Origin of the sequence: Clostridium sp. DSM 8431 (genome assembly GCF_900116755.1) — a bacterium.
Classification (GTDB): domain Bacteria; phylum Bacillota; class Clostridia; order Clostridiales; family Clostridiaceae; genus Clostridium.
The window spans coordinates 1-20,522 of record NZ_FPBY01000058.1 but is presented as its reverse complement, the minus strand read 5'-3'; the positions used below and the strand labels follow the sequence as shown (position 1 = coordinate 20,522).

The following is a 20,522-nucleotide window of genomic DNA, read 5'->3' as shown; positions in this document are numbered from 1 at the left end:
CAGATAGATATTTTCCATCATCAAAATTATGCAGCTCATGTGGCTCTATAAAAAAAGACTTGAAGCTTAAAGATAGAATATATAAATGTTCTTGCGGTTTAAATATAAATAGAGACTATAATGCAAGTATTAATCTTAGTAGATACGAATTAGCAATTTAATCACTATCAAGATATTGCTGATATGTAGGGTGCGTTGTACCCGAATTTACGCCTTTGGACTGTTATATCAAATGAGAGTAGTATATGAATTTATTCATTACAAAATCAGACAGGTTGAATAAGGAATTAAACATGCTTTATAAAGTTTTATAAGGTTTTGGCAACGGTTGGAAACATAGAAATAATTGAAGATGTGTTTAATACGTGGAATAATGAATCTCTTCCCCCAAAGATACATTTTTCATCTCCTAGAGAATTTGTAAATGACAGAAAACATTCAGATTATATTATTGCTTCTGATTTTGTAGAATTTATTGAAAAGGTGAAAAAATATGATAGAGATTTCGATGCTATGCTTGAATGTAAGGAAAAAGATTTAGCCTTATATGAGCTTGCAAAGTATATAAAAAACTTAAAGCCAGAATATAAATGGATAGATACAAGTACTTTTTTTGTATAGAAAAATATCTTAATAATTAAAAGAAAAATATATAGAAAAATTAATAAAAGAAGGTTATTATGTTATTTCATTGAAAAACATAGAATGAGATGATAACATGTCCTCAAGGCAATGGTGCATAAAGTATCATTGCCTTTTATTTTTTATGGGGAGATGATAAGGATGAATAATAAACGATTATCAAAAAAAGCTTTAGTTATGGTATTAAGCTTGATATTTACTATATCTTACACTTTAACTACTTTTAAAGCAGAAGCTAAAACAAATAGTGATATTATCGGAAAAGATGAATTAGCAGTAGTAAATTTTATGACAAAGTGGGGAGATAAAGAAGCTAATATTAATAGTATGATAGATTATATTGAAGAAGCTCATAATAAAGGAGTAAAGATGATTCTCTTTCCAGAGATGAGTGTAACAGGGTATGCCTCTTCAAGTGAGCCTTCTTCTGAAGTTTATAAAATGGCAGTAGAAGAAGCAGAATATATTGATGGACCTACAGCTGAAAAAATAGCTGAGATAGCAGATATTTATGATATGTGGATAATATATGGTGCCTCAGAGAAAATTGAAGGTGATGATAACCATGCTTATAATTCAGCCTTTGCATGTTCACCAGAAGGAGAAGTTACAGCTTATGAAAAGATAACTCCAGTTGAAGGAAGCTGGTGCACACCAGGAACTACACCTGTAATCCTTGATACAGAGTTTGGAAAAGTAGGATTAAGCATATGCTATGATACTTATGCAACTCCTGAACTAGAAAGATATTATTCTGCTAATGGATGCAAAATAATATTAAACCCAACAGCTACATCAAGAAGTTATTATGATACTGATGGAGATGGAAAGGCTAATGATGAAGGATGGGAATGGTATTATAAAAATAGACTTGAAAGTATAACATCTAGAGAAGGAATATTAATTGCAAGTTCTAATTTAGTTGGAAAAGATGGACCTGTTTCTAAGGAAAGTGGTGAAGGAATTTATGATTTTCCAGGGAGAAGCGTAATAGTTTCAGCTGCTTTTGATGGACCTATTTACTTTGGAGGAGCTGAAGACAGCAATATAATAACAGGAAAAGATGGACTTATTACTAATAGTTCAGAAATAGATATAAAAAATAAACCTTCTTCAACAACAAAGGTATCTTCAGATTTTCATCCAGATTATTATGCTTTGTGGTATAAGGAATTAGCAGATAGAAAAGCTAATGGAGAATCTTTATCTTACACATCTAAGATTTCAGATGGACCTATAGCAGCTGTAGTAAACTGCTCTTCTAAATGGGGAGATAAAGAAGCTAATAAGAAAATGATGATTAAATACATAGAAGAAGCAGCATCTAAGAATGTTAATATTCTTGTATTTCCTGAGACTGTTTTAACAGGTTACTCATATGAAGATCCTGAAAAAGATACTCTTCAGGGAAATGATGAAATGCATGTTGCTTTAGCAGAAACTATTCCAGGAGAAACAACAAATGAATTAAGTGAGTATGCTAAAAAGTATGGAATGTATATAATTTTTGGTATGAGTGAAAAAGATAAAAAAGGCTCTATGTTTGAAAATGCCAAGTATTTAAATAATACTAATGTAGAAAAGGTATATAACTCAGCTGCTATTCTTTTCCCAGATGGAAATATTACATCTTATCAAAAAATGCATAGAGCAGGCTTAGAAGCAAATTGGTCTGTATGTGGAAGTAATCCTGTAATGTTTGATAGTAAATGGGGTAAAATTGGAATTGATATATGTAGAGATGGACACTTTTATCCTGAGCTTGGTAGATACTATGCAGCAAGTGGATGTACTATATTAATTCATCCTACAGCTACTACAGGAAACCCATGGTATAGAGAAACTAGAATAGGAAGTTATACAGATAGAGATGGAATGGCAGCTATAACATGCAATCTTTTAGGACCAGATGGAATTTATGATGAAAATACTAAATCTTATTCAGGTGGAGAATTTGCAAGTACAAGCTTAATAATTACTAAGTATATTAATAAAGAAGGTAAGGTAAGTTTCAATCCAATAACAGGATCTGCTATAAGTTTAAATGGAACTGGATCTGAATCTGAAGGTTATGATTTAAGAGGTACAAGCCCTGAAGGATTAGAAGTTGCAAAAATGAATTTAACAGGTACTGGCTTTAGAATAAATAATTTTAATCCATTATTATTTGCAGAAATGTATGATGAACTTGCTAAAGATAATATTGAAGGATATAAATCAATATTCCCAGGAGTTACATTAAATAAAGCAGAAACTATAGATTTAGTATCAACAGATAGTAATACTTATATTCAAGCTATAGGAAAAGTTTCTAAGGGAGCAAAACTTCTTGTAGATGGAATTAATAAAAATGATGATTATACTTCTTATAATTTGAAGTTAGTAAATAATGATGGTGAATTAAATAATTTAAAAGTAAGAATACCTTTATCATTAATAGATAAAAAAGATAATTTTAAGGTTTATAAAACAGATGAAGAGGGAAATAATATTGAAATTCCTTATATAATTGAAAATGACTATATAGTTTTTAAAACTGACTCTTTAGGAGAGTTTAAAGTTGGAGATATAAAAGAAATCTCTAATACTGAAGTATCAGAAGAAAACAAAGACAATATAAAAAATGGATCCCTTGATAATGCTGATAATATAGAAAAGATAGAAACTACAAAAGATAGAGAAAAAGTAGAAAAGTCAGGCAAGGTAGAAAAGATAGCAAAAACAGGGGATAGTAATTCTTATATTTATATATACATCTTAATAGTAACAGTATCTCTTGGTATTTGTGTATTTAGTAAAAAGAAAGGCTCAATTATTAAATAGAGTGATAAGTAAAATTAGCTATTCCAATATAGGAGGACGGCTCTAGCAAGGAGTTGTCCTCCTTTTATTTCTATAGTATTTAAATGTAATTATATTCAAGTTGAAAAATACTATCATTTAATTGTAAGATATTAATGAGGTGTTTTTTATGAAAAGTGTAAGAGCAGAAATAAATAAAACGATGCCGATAATTGGAGAAAAAGTTATACTAAATAATATTACACTGCATGACCTTGTTAAAGTAAGACTATGTTGCAATAGAGAAGGCTTTGAAAAGTTTACCTCAAGACCAGTTTACAAACTAAAAGAAGAAGATAGCTATAATGTGTATAGTAAAGTTATTAAGGATGATAGAATCTGCATACTAGGTATTTATGAAAAATCAGAAGGAACTATTATGGGCTATATAACTATCTATGATTATAATGATAGGAATAAAGCAATAGAAATAGGGTACTACTTGATTGAAGCGTATAGAAATAAAGGATATATGAAAGAAACTGTTAATTTAACATTAAAAATATTATTTCATAAATTAAAATTAAATAAGGTTACAGCACAGACTGGAAGTTATAATGATAGTTCTAATGCCCTTCTTAAGTCTTGTGGCTTTAAATTAGATGGTGTCTTAAGACAACATCATGAACTTCATGGAAAGTTATATGATGATTATTTATATAGTATATTAAATGAAGAATTTTAGGTATAAAAAAAGCTCGTGGATGAGATTAAAATATCCATGGGCTTTTTTAAGTTATTTTATAAAAGGCATTTTTAAAATTACCTTAGTTCCCTTATTAATAGTGCTAGAAATTTCAAGACCATATTCATTTCCATAAGTAAGTTTTAATCTTCTATGAATATTTCTTAGAGCTATTCCACTAAAGTTTTCATTATCCCCATTAATATAGCCCATAAGAGAATTTAAGGTGTTTTCATCCATTCCAATACCATTATCAGAAATTATAATTATAAGATTCTCATTTATATGTTTTCCTTCAATGATTATTTTCCCAGAATCAGTGCATTTGCTTAGTCCATGATTAATAGAATTTTCAATAATAGGCTGAATTATCATTTTTATTATTTTACAGTCAAATACTTCTTCACAAATGACATTCTCAATAGTAAATAGCTGTTCAAACCTTATTTTTTGCAAGTAAATATAATTATCTATTATATTTATTTCATCTCTTAAAGAAACTATATCAGATCTTTTATTCATGCTATAGCGCATTATACTTCCAAAGAATTCTGCCATAGTTGAGGTTTCAAAATCATCATTTATTTCAGCCATCATGTGAATAGACTCTAAGGTGTTATATATAAAATGAGGATTTATTTGATTTTGTAGTTGCCTTAACTCAAGTTCTTTTTGTTCAATTTTTGACTTGTAATTTATATTTATAAGGTTATTAATTCTACCTTTCATTTCATTATAAGATTTTACAAGATGTCCAATCTCATCATCAGTATTATAGTCAAAATCATAATTAAGGGTGCTTTCAACGTTTTTATCCATATTATCAATTAATGATTTTAGAGGATTAAATATTCTCTTATTAAAAAATAAAAATAGTATAAGAAACAAAAGGGAGAAAAATGCAATATTTATTATAAAAAACATTATGTAAAGTTTGTTTGTGTGATAAGCAGAAATCCTAGGAATAAAATTTATAAGAGTCCAATTTGTAAATTCAATAGTGTTATAAGAAACAACAGCATTTTTGTTTAGCTCTTTTAATTTTGGAGTATAAGAAAATGTATTTAAACCTAAAGTTTCAGGAGATGAAGAAAGAAAACTTCCACTGCTAGATACAATAGGGTTATTTTGCGAGTCATATAAGTATATAGTTTCATTAGTATAAGGCAGAGAGGAACTAAGTAGGTCTTTAACATTAGACATAGGAATGGTAAGAAGTACTATACCAGTAGTTCTCTTTGTTTGAACATCAACAATTTTTCTAGTAAAGCCTATGGATTTTTCTTTATCCTCACAGTTATCTATATAAATATTATTTAAGGATATGTTAGGAATAAGGTTTATTTGATTTTCTGATGTAATAGCATTAGTAAACCATTTTTCATCTGAAACATTCTTTAGCTTACTGCTAATTAAATTTCTTATAGAGAAAGCACCTTCCCCATATCTATTAAAAATATAAGCTCCATTAAGAGAATCATTTTGAATAAGCATCATATCACATATTTGAGTAAGATAGTTTAAGCATTCAATATTGTATTTTTCAGATAGTGATAAGGTATTATGAAGCTTATTTATATCAGGAAGAAGAAGAGGATACTTAGATACATTAGATATATTATCTATCTTTTCTGAAATTTGATTACTTAAAGTAGAGTTGAAATTTTTTATTATTTTTTCCGTCTTTTTTGATTCATATAAAGAATAAGAATATAAGGCAATACTAGTAAGAATAAAAAATATAACATACATTGCAGTAAAAATTAATAAAGTAAGCCTTTTAATGGATAATTTTTTAAGCAAATTCATAACATACTCCTTAGTTTTATGATAAAATATAACAAAATGCTAAAAAGATATAACTTTTACATTAACTGTTTTATATAGTAAATTATATAAATAATTTTATGGTTATACAAGGAGAGCGTATGAGAATTTTGGTGGTAGATGATGATAAGATTATAAGGTTTGGTCTTGCCAAAAAGATAAAAAGATTATTTGCTGATTATGAAGTAATCAGTGATTTTGCAAATGGTAGCATGGCATTTAAATATTTAGAGGAAAATCCTTCAGAAGTAGTGATTACAGATATTAAGATGCCAGTAATGACAGGAGTTCAACTTATAGAAAAGGCAAAAAAAACTCTTGAAAAACCTCCAATTTTTATAGTTTTAAGTGGGTATGATGATTTTTCTTATGTAAGGGATAGTATGAAATGTGGAGCTGTAAATTACTTATTAAAACCTGTAGTTGAAAAGGAACTTATAAAAACGCTTAAGGAAGCTGAAAAGTCCATTATTTTAGCTAAAGAGAAAGAAAATGTTATAAATCATTCTATTAGTATTTTGCAGAAAGATTTTTTTAGATATCTTTTGTTTGGTAAAAAATCACTAAATATAAGGGATGAAAAAGTCTTAAATAGTGTCTATTTAAATGAAAATAATATCTATAAAATGGTAGTGATAAATTCATTTTGTAATATTTCTAAAGAAATAAATGAATTTAAGAATTATTGTGTTAAAAAGTATGATCATATAAAGTTTACATATTATCTTTATAAGTCATCAATTTATATTGTTTTCTATTTTAAAGATTATGATAAGCAGAAGTTTCAAGAGGAGCTTTTAATGGAATTAGAAAGTTTTTTAGGTAAGGATATTGGAGTTTTCTCTTTTGAAAATACTAAGGACGTATGGGCATTAAGAGACATGGCAAAGCTTGCAGAAAAATTTTCAGGAAGCAAGGCACAAGGAATACATTTTTTAAGTTTAGATAGAAAGCCTGAAGAATCTTCAGAGTATACAGAGAAGAAAACTTCAAACATATCTATTAAGTTAGCTAAAGAATATATAAAGAATAATTACTACAAAAACATTTCTTTAAAGGATGTTGCTGAAGAAATATTTTTAAGTCAAAACTATTTATCAGATTTATTTAAAAGAGAAACAGGAGAGGGCTTTTATGAATTCTTATCAAATTACAGAATAAATAAAGCAAAGGAAATACTTAAAACAACTAATCTTAAAATTTATGAAGTTGCAGAAAAGGTTGGATATAGTGACTCTATAACTTTTGGACGAGCTTTTAAAAAGAAGATGGGAACTACTCCAAATAATTATCGAAATAGTAGTTTAGATAATGGAGGAATGTAAAATGAAATTCAAAGGAATAGTGTTTAGTTTAATAAGTATATCTTTAATTTCTTTTACTGCTATTTATGGTATATTTGATGATACAGAACCTTCAGAAAAGGTAGTAAATGATATATCAGGAGAAATAACTTTTGCTACTAATAGAACTGATAAAAAGGATGAAATTGCTAAGATTATTAAGGAATTTGAAGAGATACATCCAGAGGTGAAAGTTAATCTTGAAACAATAGGCAATGTAGAAGAGATTTTAAGAAGAAAGGCTTCAGTAGGAGAACTAGCAGATGTTACTTTGGTGCCTTCATCAATAAGAGTAGAGGAGTTTAAAGATTATTTTCTTCCTTTAAATGATTTGGGCTTTAGTAATGATACAACTTATAATTACAATATGGGTACAGATGAAAATGGAGATTTATATGCAATGTCTTCTTCAATGATATGGATTGGAATTGTTTATAATAAACAGGCTTTTAAAGAGGCAGGTATTTATGACATACCTAAAACAAATAAAGAGTTTTTTGAAGATTGCATAAAGCTTAAGGAAAAAGGAATTACCCCTATGGGGTTAAATTATAAGCAATCTTGGTTTATTAATGAGTGGGCTAAAAGTATACCTTATTTATATGAGCCTAATATAGAAAAGAATGTTATAGAGGATAAAAAGGAAATATTATCAGAAAAAAGTGGCATGTTTAAATCCTTAGAGTTTGCAAGAAATATATATCAAAATGGATACTCAGAAAAGGACCCTTTAAATTATGAATGGGAGCAGTGCAAGAAGGATGTTAAAGATGGAAAAACAGCTATGGTAGTATGGAGCTCTGACTTTCAAAATCAGCTTGTAGAAATGGGGGCTTCAAAAAGTGATATAGGAATGTTTCCAATACCTGAATCAAATCTCATTAACATTATAGGTGATTATGAAATTGCAGTAAGTAAAAATACCAAGTTTCCAGAGGTTTCAAAGGAATTTTATAAATTCTTATTTGAGCATAGCAGATATGCTGAAGCTGTTAATATAACATCTAGCATGAAGGATAATAGTAACAGTCAGGAAATGCTTAAGGAAATAAATGATTTTAATATTACAGTAAAATATCAAGCAGATACTTTAAAAAGTTTAAGCAAGGATGATATAAGAAATCAAACCATGTTTTTAAACAATAAAAGGATTTTAGAATTAGATTATGAGTTTGTACAAAATTATATTAGTTTAAAGGATACTAAAAGCTTAAGAGAAGATATAAATAAACAGTGGAAAAATATTAAGTATGAAACATAAACAAAAAATAAGAAATCTTTACAAAAAATCAGTAGTTACATAACATTTATAGACTAAAAATAGATTATGAAACTAAAATTAAATGTGTGTAACTTAAATTCAAAGAAAACGTTTAAAAGGAGAATTGGTATGGGTATAAAAGTTAATGAAAAGTTAAGAGAATTTCATTTATATAATGAAAATGTAAGTTACATTATGAAGGTCATAGATAGAATAGATCAAATAGAAAATTTATATTATGGAAAAAGAATAAAGCATAGAGATTCTTTTACTCATCTAATAGAAAGGGAATTAAGACCTTCATGTAATATGTTTGAGGAAAATCATACATCATCTTTAGAACATATAAAGCAGGAATATCCTTCCTTTGGAACTACAGATTACAGATATCCTGCCCACACAATAACTCAAAGTAATGGAAGCAGAATAACAAATTATAAATATGTAGGGTATGAAATATTTAAGGGGAAGAAGAGTCTTGAGAGTCTTCCATCAGTTTATATTGAAAGTGAAGAAGAGGCAGAAACTTTAGAGATAACTTTATATGATGAAGTTATAAAGTCAAAGCTTATTTTAAGCTATAGTATTTTCAAAGACTTTGATGCTATATGTAGAAGTGCAAAAATAACTAATGAAGGAGAAGAAGCCTTTTTTATTGATAGAGCTATGAGTGCTAGTATTGACCTTCCAGATGCTGATTATGAAATGATTCATACAACAGGTGCATGGGCAAGGGAATGTTATTTAAGAAGTAGAAAGCTAACTGAAGGGATTCAATCAATTTATAGCCTTAGAGGTGCGAGTAGTCATATGGCCAATCCTTTTCTTATATTAAAAAGAACAGGTGCATCTGAAAATAATGGTGAAGTTTATGGATTTAGTCTTATTTATAGTGGTAATTTTTTAGGACAGGTAGAAGTAGATCCTTATAAGGTTACAAGAGTAATGATGGGTATAAACCCAGAAGGTTTTAGATGGAAATTAGAGCCTTCTAAAGAATTTCAAACACCTGAATGTACAATGGTATATTCAAGTGAAGGATTAAATAAAATGAGTCAAGTTTATCATAAACTTTATAGAAAAAGACTTGCAAGGGGCTTTTGGAGAGATAAGGAAAGACCAATATTAATTAATAACTGGGAAGCAACTTATTTTGATTTTAATGAAGAAAAGATTCTTAAAATAGTAAAAGAAGCTAAAAGTCTTGGAATAGATCTTTTTGTATTAGATGATGGATGGTTTGGAAAGAGAAATGATGATACAAGTTCCTTAGGTGACTGGTTCCCAAATAAAGAAAAACTTCCATCAGGTATAAGTGGATTATCTAAAAAGGTAACTGAAATGGGGATGAAGTTTGGATTATGGTTTGAACCAGAAATGGTATGTAAGGGTACAGAAATATATGAAAAACATCCAGACTGGGTTATTAAAACTCCAAATAGAAATATGTCTCATGGAAGAAATCAATTTGTTTTAGATTTTTCAAGGGATGAAGTTGTAGATTATGTTTTTAATCTTATGGATAATATTATATCTAAATCTCATATTTCCTATATAAAGTGGGATATGAATAGATACATTACTGAGCCATATTCACTAAGTTTGGATAAGGACAAGCAAGGGGAAGTATTTCATAGATATATTTTAGGAGTTTATAAGTTATTAGATAAGCTTACATCAAAATATCCTGAAATATTATTAGAGTCCTGTGCAGGGGGAGGAGCAAGATTTGATCCCGGAATGTTATATTATGCACCACAAGCCTGGGCAAGTGATGATAGTGATGCTATTGAAAGATTAAAAATACAATATGGTACTTCAATTATTTATCCTTTATCTTCAATAGGAAGCCATGTTTCAGCAGTTCCTAATCATCAGGTAGGAAGAATAACTCCAATTGAAACAAGGGCAAATACAGCTTACTTTGGAACTTTTGGTTATGAACTAAACTTAGGAAGTCTTGAAGATGAGGATAAGGAAAAAATAAAGGAACAGATAAGTTTCTTTAAGGAATATTCAAATGTTATTCATAATGGTGATTTTTATAGATTAAAGAGTCCTTTTGAAGAAAATGAAGTATGCTGGATGACTGTATCTCAAGATAAAACAATAGCTTTGGCTGCTTACTATCAAGTTTTAAGTAGACCAAATGAAGAATATAAGAGAATAAAGCTTACAGGATTAGATAAAAATAAGCTTTATAAAATTGAAGGAAAAGAAGGTACATTCTTTGGTGATGAATTAATGAGTATAGGAATTGTTTTATCTAAGGATTATACAGGAAAGACAGCAGAATACTATTCTAGAAAACATGAGGATTTTTCATCTAAGATATTTGTTATAAAGGAAGTTAGATAATAAGAGGGAGGATTATTTATGGATTATACATTAAGCAAGGAAGTAAAAAATAGTGGAATTGTGAATATAGGAAATGTTTCTAAAATCATAGAGGTTTTTAAAAAGGCTGAAAGAGGAGAAGATATAACAGTAGCTTTTTTAGGAGGGTCAATAACTCAGCAGTTTAAAGCAGAGGTACATGAAAAATGTTATGCTTATTTAACTTATTTATGGTTTAAGGAAAACTTTAAAAGTATAAATGTTAAATATATAAATGCAGGGGTAGGAGCTACAGGCTCTATAATAGGAGTTCATAGGGTAGAAAGAGAAGTATTAAAATTTAACCCAGATATCTTATTTGTAGATTTTGCAGTTAATGATAAGGTGGATGATTACTGCAAAGTTTCTTATGAAAGCTTAATTAGAAAGATTTTATCATGGAAAAAGGTACCTGCACTTATTGAGGTATTTATGAGTAATGATGATTTTTCAAATGCTCAAAAGCAGCAGATAAACATAGGTGAAAAGTATAACTTGCCTATGATAAGTTACAGAAATGTACTAAAAAGTGAAATAGAAAAAGGAAGCTTTAAATGGAAAGATGTAGAGGCTGATGAAGTTCATCCTAATAATAATGGACACTACATTTTAAATCAGCTTTTAGTTAACTTTTTAGAGGAAGTAAGAAGTGGAAATATAAAAGGAAATAATGAAGAAACTAAACTTGGTGAAGCTTTATATGGAGATAAGTACATTAATGGAGTTATCCTAAATAATAAAAATGCAAAATGTACTAAAAATGAAGGCTTTGAATTTGATACAGAAGGATTCCAGGTATTTAATAATGGATGGAAGCTAATTAAAGAAAATAAGGGAGAATTAGAATTTGAAATTGAAGGAAAAAACATATTCCTTTTATATAGAAAAAGCATAGATGAAACATCAGGAAAAATATGCATAAGAGCTAATGATAAAGATGTTGTTTTAGATACCTTCTTTAAAGATGGATGGGGAGATTATGCTGAAACTTATCCTATTATTGAAGGCAAAGAAAAAGCAAAGCATAAAATTACCATAAAGGCAGATAAGAAAATATTTATTATGGGATTTTTAGTATCATAAAAGAGGTGAAGGCTATGTTTTTTGAAGATTTAGATATGAATAATAATACTTTTATTCCTGCTGATACTAATGAATTTCAGTATATGGGAAGAATTGATTTTTTAGATGAAAAAGCACCTTTATTTATTTATGCAGGAAGCCTTGTAAAAACTAGGTTTACAGGAACAAAGGTTTCAATTGTAATAAAGAATTTAAATGCATATTATGATAATTACATTGGTTATATTATAGATGGAAATACAGAGGGGAAAGTTAAGGTTAATAAACATAATGAAAAAATAGTTTTAGAGTTAGCAGATGAACTTAAGGATGGAGTTCATGAACTTACTATTTTTAAGAGACAGGATGGATGCCATTATTTTAATTTTTATGGTTTAGTTTTAGATAAAGGCTGTAAGGTATTAAATCCAGAGCCAAGACCAAAAAGAAGAATTGAATGCTATGGAGATTCTATTTCAGCAGGTGAATTGTCAGAAGCTTTAGATTATGTTGGAAAGAAAGATCCTGAAAAGCAAAATGGTGAATATTCAAATTCATGGTACTCCTATTCAATGATAACAGCTAGAAATTTAAAGGCAGAGTTAAATAATAATGCTCAAGGTGGTCTTGCTGTTATGGATGGTACAGGCTATTTTATGGAAGAAGGATATGTAGGATTAGAATCTACCTATGATAAACTTAAATATAATCCACAGCTTGGAAAAATTACAAAGTGGGATTTTAAGAGATATACACCTCATGTTGTTATTATGGCATTAGGGCAAAATGATGATCATCCTGATAACTATATTAATAGGGATATGGAGAAGAGGCAGCTTTGGAAGGAAAAGTATAAAGATATTATTAAAAGTTTAAGGTATAAGTATCCTAAGGCTTTATTTGTAATTATAACAACCTTATTAAATCATGATAAGGGATGGGATGATGCCTTAGATGAGATTCAAAGAGAATTAGAAGATAAAAAAGTAGTAAGATGTAAATTTAAGAGAAATGGATGTGCAACACCAGGACATTTAAGAATTCCTGAAGCTTATGAAATGGCAACTGAACTTACTGAATTTATAGAATCTTTTGGAGAAGATGTTTGGAAGTAGAAAAATACTGCTGGCTTTTAAAGCTAGCAGTATTTTTTTATGTTTAGATAAATAAAATCTGGAAATATACAATTATTATTATTTATAAACATAAATTACTATATGTTTTAGTTAACGTTTACAGAAAAGAGAAGGGACAATATACTTTGATTATAGAACTAATTAAAGTGTTTAATTTATGGGGGGAATGAAAATGAAGAAAAGAAAATTATCTAGGATAATTGCAGTAGCTATTATTGCAGCTTTAACTATGACTTCTTTTATAGGATGTGGTAATGAATCATCGAAGACTGCAACATCAAGCTCATCAGCAGAAGAGATTCAAGATAGCATAGCAGGAGTTGAAACAAAACTTACTAATGCCAAACTTGATGGTGAAGAAGCACCAGTAGAAGGGACAGTATTTAGAACAATGTTCACATTCACACCACCACCAGCAGGACATGGAAATCCACTTGTAAATGGTGGGCCAGACTGGTCTATGGAACCAATTTTATATGATTACTTCTGTGATTATAGTCCACAGCCAGAAAAAACATTTAAACCTTCACTTCTAGAAAGTTATGATTTTACTGATAAAGTTCTTACTTTAAAATTAAGAGAAAACCTAAAGTGGAGTGATGGAAGTCCTATTACAGCAGATGATTTATTATGCGATTTGTATATAGATATGACAATTAATAAAATAGCTTATTATGGTGATTCAGTAACTAAGACAGATGATAGAACTGTAACAATAAAGTTTAATACAGATTCACCACTTATTTTAGATTATGTTTTAAAATCTCCTATGAGATTCTCTAAGAAAGAATATGGTAAATTCAGTGAAGAGTACAAACAAGTATTTGAAAGCATGAGACAGTTAAAGGATGATGGTAACTATTCATTTACAAAAGAAGGAGACGAAAAGATATCAAATGTAACTACTGAAATAAATAATTATCTTCCTGATGTAAAATCTATTGTAACTTCAGGACCTTATGTTGTAGAAACAGTAACATCATCTGAAATGATATTTAAGAGAAACCCATATTATAGAAATCCTCTTAAGATTGAAAAGATCCAAGCTATGAGACCAACAAGTAATGAATCTCAAGCAGTTTCAGTAATGAATAAGGATTTCGATGGAGAAGGTATGGGATTATCTACAGATATGGCTAAAAAGGTTGCTGAAAATAACAAGGACACAATTAGACAGATGGTTATTCCTGAATATAGTGAATTAGGCTTCTGTTTTAATGTTAATAAAGCACCAACTGATGATGTAAAGGTAAGAAAAGCTATAGCTTATATTATTGATAAAGCTTCAATTGCTCCAGTATCAGAACCAGGTATGAGACTTGGAGATGAATATGCAGTTGGACTTCCACCATCAATTAGAGATAAATACTTTGATAAAGAATTCCTTGATACATTAGAAAATTACACAATGGATACTAAAAAAGCAGAAGAACTTCTTAAAGATGCTGGATGGTCAAAGAAGGGTGATAAGTGGGTAGATGCAAATGGAGAATCACCAGAAATAAAAATTGCAGGTGTTGGAGAATTCCCAGCATATGTTGTTATGGGTGAAGCAGCAGCTAATATGTTAAAGGACTTTGGATTAAATGCAAGCTTTACTCCAAAAGAATCAGCAGCTTATAGTGATTATGCAATATCAGGAGATGCTTCTATGGTTATAGATGGATTTGGAAGCACAACAAGTACTCAACATCCATTTGAAGCTTATGATGCTCTTGGTTGGTATGGAAAGAGAATGAATATTAAGGACGTTGATAAAGGTGAACAAGTTTATAAGAATGCTGTAACTGGAGAAGACTTTAAGTATTCAGAAAAATCAAGAGAATTATTCCAAGCAAAGGATGATAAAGAAATAAGTGAAAAAGCAAAGGAATTTGCTAAATTCTTTAATGATTCAATGTGGTTCTGTCCTATTACAGAAAAATATTATATTTACAGAATTCATAATGATAAACTTTCTATGGCACCTGCTGAAACAGGTAAAGAGTTATCTGACTTCTATTGGTCAGGAACAACAAGTGCTTTACTTGGAAAGATGTTAAAGGCAGGTCAAGTATATTATGTTAAATAATTAATATTTTAAGCTATGGGCAAAGGGGAATTTTCACCTTTGCTCATACTAAAAATTAAGGGGGAGGTAGAGTTATGAAAAAGCTTTTAACATGTCTATTAACTATGGTTACTTCACTTCTTTTAGTATTTTTTGTAGTTCAGATGATGCCGGGAGATCCAGTTAATACCTTGGCACAGGAATATATGACTCAAAGTAAGATGCAGTATGACCAAGCCTATGATAAGGCTAAAATAGCATTAAATTATGATCCAGATGAACCTGTAATGACTAGATTTACTAATTATGTTAAGGGAGTATGCACAGGAAATCTAGGTCAATCAATGTCTTATAAAGAACCAGTAGTTAAAATAGTTTTTGGAGCACTTCCATGGACTCTTTTAGTATGTTCCTTATCTTTGTTTTTATCTTTTTTATTTGGTATAATTATTGGTCTTTATGTGGCTTGGAAGAGAAATAATATATTAGAAGGAATAGTAACAGGATATCAGGCACTATTTGGATCTATACCTGACTATATTGTTGCATATCTTTTAGTATTATTATTCTCAGTATTCTTAGGACTTTTACCATCAAAGGGAGCCTATGATTCTAATACTACACCAGGACTTAATGCTGCCTTTATTTTAAGTGTAATACAGCATGCTATATTACCTGTATTTGCTTACTTTTTAACTACTCTTGCTGGATGGATAATGACTATGAAAGCAAGCTGTATGAGTGTACTTGGTGAAGATTATATAAATTATGCTAGAGCACGTGGATTATCTAATAAGCGTATAATTTTCAGCTATTTAGGAAGAAATGCACTTTTGCCAATGGTTACAAGTGTGGCAATTTCTTTTGGAATGATGTTTGGAGGTTCACCACTTATAGAAAATCTTTTTGTATATCCAGGAGTAGGTTACTATTTATCTACAGCTATTTCTAGAAGAGATTATACATTAATGGAAGGTATGTTCCTTATGATAATTGTAATGGTTTTATTATCAAGTCTTTTTGCAGAATTTTTAAATACTAGATTAAATCCAAGGTTAAGGGAGAGATAGTTATGGATAGTACAGTTAAATTAAGTAAAAAAGATTATAGCAAAGAAGGAACTTTTCTTAACTATCTTAAAGAATTTTTTCAAGTAATATGGAGAAATAAAATGTCTAGGGTAGGATTTTTAATATTATTATTTTTTCTTATCTTAGCAGTAGTTGGTCCTATGATAGTAAAAGCTCCAACTTCAAATTATGGAGAAAGACTTTTAGGTCCATCCGTGCAACATATTTTAGGTACTGATTATGCAGGAAGAGATATTTTAGGTCAGTTTATTACAGGTTCAAGATCTGTTTTATTAGTTGCTTTCTATGCAGCTTTATTCTCTATAATTATTGCTTGTGCAATGGGAATTACAGCAGGACTTGTTGGAGGAAAAACTGATGATATTTTAATGATGATAACAAATATAGTTTTAACAATGCCAAGTTTCCCAGTAACAATGGTACTTTCAATGGTTATTGATGTAAATAATAATATGCTTTTTGGATTAGTACTAAGTTTATGGTCCTGGGCAGGTCTTGCAAAGGCTATAAGGTCACAGGTTCTTGTAATAAGACAAAAGGACTTTATTGAAGCTAGCAAGATAATGGGCATAAGTACTTTTAACATAATAGTTAAGGATGTAATTCCAAACATAACTTCATTTATTGCAATTAACTTTATTCAAATTATGAAAATAGCAATTATAACTTCAGTAGGTTTAATGGTATTAGGACTTGTACCTTTTCAAGGAAGCCATTGGGGTATGATGATTCAAATGGCAATGAGCCAGTCAGCAGTAGCTTATGGTGGTTTTGGACCAATAGTATATTTCTTAACACCAATCTTAGGAATAGTTTTATTTCAAGTTGGATGCTATCTATTTGCTAACGGACTTGATGAAGCTATGGATCCAAGATTACGTAAGTAGGGGTGAGTATATGGGAGCTTTAATAGAAGTAAAGAATTTAACAATTGATTTTTTTCTAGGAAATAATACTTTAAGAGCCTGTGACAATGTATCTTTTACTATAAATAAAGGAGAAATCATAGGAATTATAGGTGAAAGTGGAAGTGGAAAATCTACTCTTGCTTATGGAATATTAAACTTAGTTCAAAACCCAGGAAAGATTACAAGTGGGGAAGTTATTTATCATAAAGATAATGGTGAAACTATAAATTTAGCTGATCTTAGCAAGGATGAATTGAATGAATATAGATGGTGTGAAATAGCAACTGTATTCCAAGCAGCTCAAAATGCTTTAAACCCAGTACTTAAAATAAAAGAACATTTTATAGAAACTGTATATGCTCATGGAAAAACTATTTCAGAAGAAGAAATATTAAAGAGAGCTAGTCAAGTTTTAGAATATGTAAGACTTGATAAGGGAGTTTTAGAATATTATCCACATCAATTAAGTAGTGGTATGAAACAAAGGGTACTTATTGCTTTAAGTTTAATTCTAGATCCTAAAGTAATAATTTTAGATGAACCAACAACAGCTCTAGATGTAATAACTCAGTGGTATATACTAGATCTTTTAAAGAAGATACATGAAGATTTAGGAATAACATTAATATTCTTAACTCATGATATTTCTGTAATTTCAGGAATTATAGATAGAATTGCAGTTATGTATGCTGGAGAAATTGTAGAGTATGGCAAAGTAGCAGATGTTTTTGAAAAGCAGTCTCATCCATATACAAAGGGATTATTAAATGCCATACCAACACTTCATGATGATGTAACAGAAAGAAAAGCAATTCCAGGTTCACCTCCTAACTTAATTCAAAAGTTTACTAAATGTAAATTTGCACCAAGATGTTATAAATATTTAAACAAAGAATGTACAGCGGATAAGAAGAAAACAGAAAGTATCTATCAGTTTAAAGATGGACAGTATAGTAGGTGCTATAAATTTGCAGAAGAAAATAAGGAAAACCTTGTAAAGGAAGGTGGAAAATAATGAGTTTAATTAAAGTAGATAATGCAGGTATTTCTTTTGATAACAGGGTTAATAAAAAACAAAAAGTGCAGGTTTTATCTGATATAAATTTAGAAGTTGATGAAGGAGAGATAGTTGCAGTTGTTGGTGAAAGTGGCTGTGGAAAAACTACTCTTGGAAAAATGATAGTAGGTATTCATAAGCCTACAGAAGGAAAAATACTTTACAAGGGAAAAGATATTTCAAAACTTAAAAAAGGTGATTTTAAAGATTATAGACTAGGAGTACAAATGGTGCATCAAGATTCTTTCGCAGCATTAAATCCTAATAGAACAATATTTCAATCTTTATCAATGCCTTTACTTCAGCATAAAATAGCTAAAAATAAAGAGGAAGCAGAAAATATATTAAAAGAATATTTTAGGGAAGTTGGTCTTGTTCCTGAGGAGCAATTTTTATATAAATATCCTCATCAATTAAGTGGAGGACAAAGACAGAGAATTCTTCTTGCAAGAGCTTTATCTGTAAAACCAAAGCTTATAGTAGCAGATGAACCAGTATCTATGGTTGATGTGTCTCTTAGAATTTCATTAATTGACTTAATGAGTAAAATGAATAAGAAATATAATATTTCTTTTGTTTATATAACTCATGATTTAGCTACTGCAAGGTATATTGCTAAAAATGGAAGACTTGTAGTTATGTATTTAGGAAAAATAGTTGAAATGAATAATATATATGAAGCTATTGATAATCCTAAACATCCATATTTTCATGCTTTATTAGCAGCAGTACCACAAACTGTAGGAAGGCGAAATGATGGAGGAAGCAAAAGTCTACCACTTAGAACTTTAGATATGCCAAGTATAATTAATCCTCCAACTGGGTGTAAGTTTCATACTAGATGTCCATATTACAAAGATAAATGTGAAAAGGAAGAGCCTAAACTTTCAGAATATAAAGGAGGATATGTGGCATGCCACTTAGCAAAGGAAGTAGAGGAAAAAAGATCTCTAGAAAAGACCGTATAGAATTAAGTGCTGTAATAAAGTTTATAAAGTATATACAATTACTAGCATGTTGTATTTTAGCTATTTCTACAGTAGGAATGATTATTGCAAGAAAGGATGAAGGGGCATTTGCTATATACTTAATGGTTATAGTAGTTAATTTAATCATAGTTCTTCTTGGAAGAATTCCTATAAAGTATTTAATGAAAAAAGATTTATAAAAATTAAGTGCATAAGCAGTCAGATTTGTGTGTTAAGATCTGGCTGCTTATTTGTTTAATATAGGTGCTTTTTTTAGTTAAGTATGTAAGCATAGTATGCTTTACAAATTCTACGCAAATATGCTAATTTAAATTTGGGAGGAGGATGGTTGAAAATGATAAATGAACTGGAGAGAAATGATTTAAGCTTAAAAATTAAGAAGAAAAAACATTTAAAAAAACCAATGGTAATTATTGTGATTGTATTAATAACCATTATTGCAGTGGCAATTGGACTTAGGGAAAGTATTTTATTTAAAAGTAAAACCACAAAACTTGGTTTTGAAGATATTGGTGAGCTAGCCACGCAGTCTAGCTACTGTACAGAGTTAGGTGTTATAGATGATTCAAGAAAGCTTTTTGGAGTTAAGATACCTTTTACTCAAACTAAATACATATATAGCTATGATGTAGTTGTTAAAGCAGGATTAAATTTTAACGATATTGAATGGACTAAAAATGAAAATAAAATTGAAGTTAAACTTCCAGAGGTTAAAGTATTAAGTACTGAAATAAATTTAGATTCATTCAAAGTATATCATGAGGATGAAAGTATATTTAATCAAGTTACTTTAGAAGAAAATAATGAGGAAATAAAAAAGCTTAAAGAAAGAGCTACAGAAGATGCTATTGCAAATGGTTTATTAGATAATGCACGTAATAATGCTGAAGTAATTTTAAAAGGATTCTTTAGTAAGGCAGATGATTTAAAAAATTGTGAAATATCTTTTGAAAATAAATAGACCAGCTAATAATAGTCAAGTAAATTTTAAAAAATAATATTTTTTAAAAAAGGGTATAGCAAACAAACCATTTGTAAAACACGAATGGTTACAAAAAATGTAAATCAATTAAGCGGCACTATTTTGAGAAGTATTTTCTAAAAACATTTGTTTATGTATTTTAGGATTTCGTAACTCAAATGGAGTTTGGTTTCGAAGTACTGCAAAGATATAATTTATTAATTTGTGCATTATAGCAACTAAAGCAACTTTAGCTTTTTTACCTTGCAAATTAACTTTATAGTATTCTAATA

Annotated in this window: 16 protein-coding genes and 2 pseudogenes; 16 read left to right on the top strand and 2 right to left on the bottom strand. The window is 29.3% G+C overall.

Features of this window, described 5'->3' with window-relative positions:
- The 4 genes and pseudogenes from BM384_RS07705 to BM384_RS07690 all read left to right on the top strand — a co-directional run.
- Positions 1 to 161 (top strand): zinc ribbon domain-containing protein (locus tag BM384_RS07705; protein ID WP_139232070.1); only part of this gene is annotated, 161 nt, incomplete at its 5' end.
- Between the two features lie 175 nt (positions 162 to 336).
- Positions 337 to 621 (top strand): annotated as a pseudogene (locus BM384_RS07700) (UV damage endonuclease UvsE); the annotation flags it as partial.
- A gap of 162 nt (positions 622 to 783) precedes the next feature.
- On the top strand, positions 784 to 3,465 hold the full coding sequence (locus tag BM384_RS07695) for a carbon-nitrogen hydrolase family protein (protein WP_090012614.1): 2,682 nt from the start codon (positions 784 to 786) through the stop codon (positions 3,463 to 3,465).
- Between the two features lie 148 nt (positions 3,466 to 3,613).
- Positions 3,614 to 4,168: a GNAT family N-acetyltransferase gene (locus tag BM384_RS07690; RefSeq protein WP_090012612.1), complete on the top strand. Its 555-nt coding sequence runs from the start codon at positions 3,614 to 3,616 to the stop codon at positions 4,166 to 4,168.
- 51 nt (positions 4,169 to 4,219) lie between these two features.
- Here the strand turns inward: BM384_RS07690 and BM384_RS07685 are convergent, their stop codons facing one another.
- On the bottom strand, positions 4,220 to 5,977 hold the full coding sequence (locus BM384_RS07685; RefSeq protein WP_090012610.1) for a sensor histidine kinase: 1,758 nt from the start codon (positions 5,975 to 5,977) through the stop codon (positions 4,220 to 4,222).
- 119 nt (positions 5,978 to 6,096) lie between these two features.
- On the opposite strand from BM384_RS07685, the gene BM384_RS07680 reads away from it, so the two are divergent.
- The 12 genes from BM384_RS07680 to BM384_RS07625 all read left to right on the top strand — a co-directional run bounded on the left by BM384_RS07680 (position 6,097) and on the right by BM384_RS07625 (position 20,229).
- A complete protein-coding gene (locus BM384_RS07680) occupies positions 6,097 to 7,320 on the top strand; it encodes a response regulator transcription factor (protein ID WP_090012609.1) in 1,224 nt (407 codons plus the stop codon).
- Position 7,321: 1 nt separating this feature from the next.
- Positions 7,322 to 8,599 carry an ABC transporter substrate-binding protein gene (locus BM384_RS07675; protein ID WP_242945980.1) on the top strand — a complete coding sequence of 426 codons (1,278 nt, stop codon included), beginning with the start codon at positions 7,322 to 7,324 and terminating at the stop codon, positions 8,597 to 8,599.
- A gap of 129 nt (positions 8,600 to 8,728) precedes the next feature.
- On the top strand, positions 8,729 to 10,957 hold the full coding sequence (locus BM384_RS07670; RefSeq protein ID WP_090012605.1) for an alpha-galactosidase: 2,229 nt from the start codon (positions 8,729 to 8,731) through the stop codon (positions 10,955 to 10,957).
- 18 nt (positions 10,958 to 10,975) lie between these two features.
- Positions 10,976 to 12,058 (top strand): SGNH/GDSL hydrolase family protein, encoded by a 1,083-nt coding sequence (locus tag BM384_RS07665; protein WP_090012603.1) that lies wholly within the window; start codon positions 10,976 to 10,978, stop codon positions 12,056 to 12,058.
- A 14-nt stretch (positions 12,059 to 12,072) separates the two neighbouring features.
- Positions 12,073 to 13,152 carry an SGNH/GDSL hydrolase family protein gene (locus BM384_RS07660; protein WP_242945979.1) on the top strand — a complete coding sequence of 360 codons (1,080 nt, stop codon included), beginning with the start codon at positions 12,073 to 12,075 and terminating at the stop codon, positions 13,150 to 13,152.
- Positions 13,153 to 13,345: 193 nt separating this feature from the next.
- Positions 13,346 to 15,244: an ABC transporter substrate-binding protein gene (locus BM384_RS07655; protein ID WP_175537314.1), complete on the top strand. Its 1,899-nt coding sequence runs from the start codon at positions 13,346 to 13,348 to the stop codon at positions 15,242 to 15,244.
- A 74-nt stretch (positions 15,245 to 15,318) separates the two neighbouring features.
- Entirely contained in the window at positions 15,319 to 16,293 is a 975-nt protein-coding gene (locus tag BM384_RS07650) for an ABC transporter permease (protein WP_090012599.1), read from the top strand.
- A 2-nt stretch (positions 16,294 to 16,295) separates the two neighbouring features.
- Positions 16,296 to 17,201, top strand: coding sequence for an ABC transporter permease (locus tag BM384_RS07645; protein WP_090012597.1), 906 nt, complete (start codon positions 16,296 to 16,298; stop codon positions 17,199 to 17,201).
- A gap of 10 nt (positions 17,202 to 17,211) precedes the next feature.
- Positions 17,212 to 18,237, top strand: coding sequence for an ABC transporter ATP-binding protein (locus tag BM384_RS07640; RefSeq protein WP_090012596.1), 1,026 nt, complete (start codon positions 17,212 to 17,214; stop codon positions 18,235 to 18,237).
- Positions 18,237 to 19,247 (top strand): ABC transporter ATP-binding protein, encoded by a 1,011-nt coding sequence (locus BM384_RS07635; protein ID WP_090012594.1) that lies wholly within the window; start codon positions 18,237 to 18,239, stop codon positions 19,245 to 19,247. Before BM384_RS07640 ends, BM384_RS07635 begins: the two co-directional genes overlap by 1 nt.
- Positions 19,193 to 19,447 (top strand): hypothetical protein, encoded by a 255-nt coding sequence (locus BM384_RS07630; RefSeq protein WP_090012593.1) that lies wholly within the window; start codon positions 19,193 to 19,195, stop codon positions 19,445 to 19,447. Before BM384_RS07635 ends, BM384_RS07630 begins: the two co-directional genes overlap by 55 nt.
- 155 nt (positions 19,448 to 19,602) lie before the next feature.
- The gene (locus BM384_RS07625; RefSeq protein WP_090012591.1) at positions 19,603 to 20,229 is read left to right on the top strand and encodes a DUF4230 domain-containing protein; all 627 of its coding nucleotides are present in this window, start codon (positions 19,603 to 19,605) and stop codon (positions 20,227 to 20,229) included.
- A 108-nt stretch (positions 20,230 to 20,337) separates the two neighbouring features.
- Here BM384_RS07625 and BM384_RS07620 read toward each other — a convergent pair.
- Positions 20,338 to 20,522, bottom strand: a pseudogene (locus BM384_RS07620) (IS110 family transposase); the annotation flags it as partial.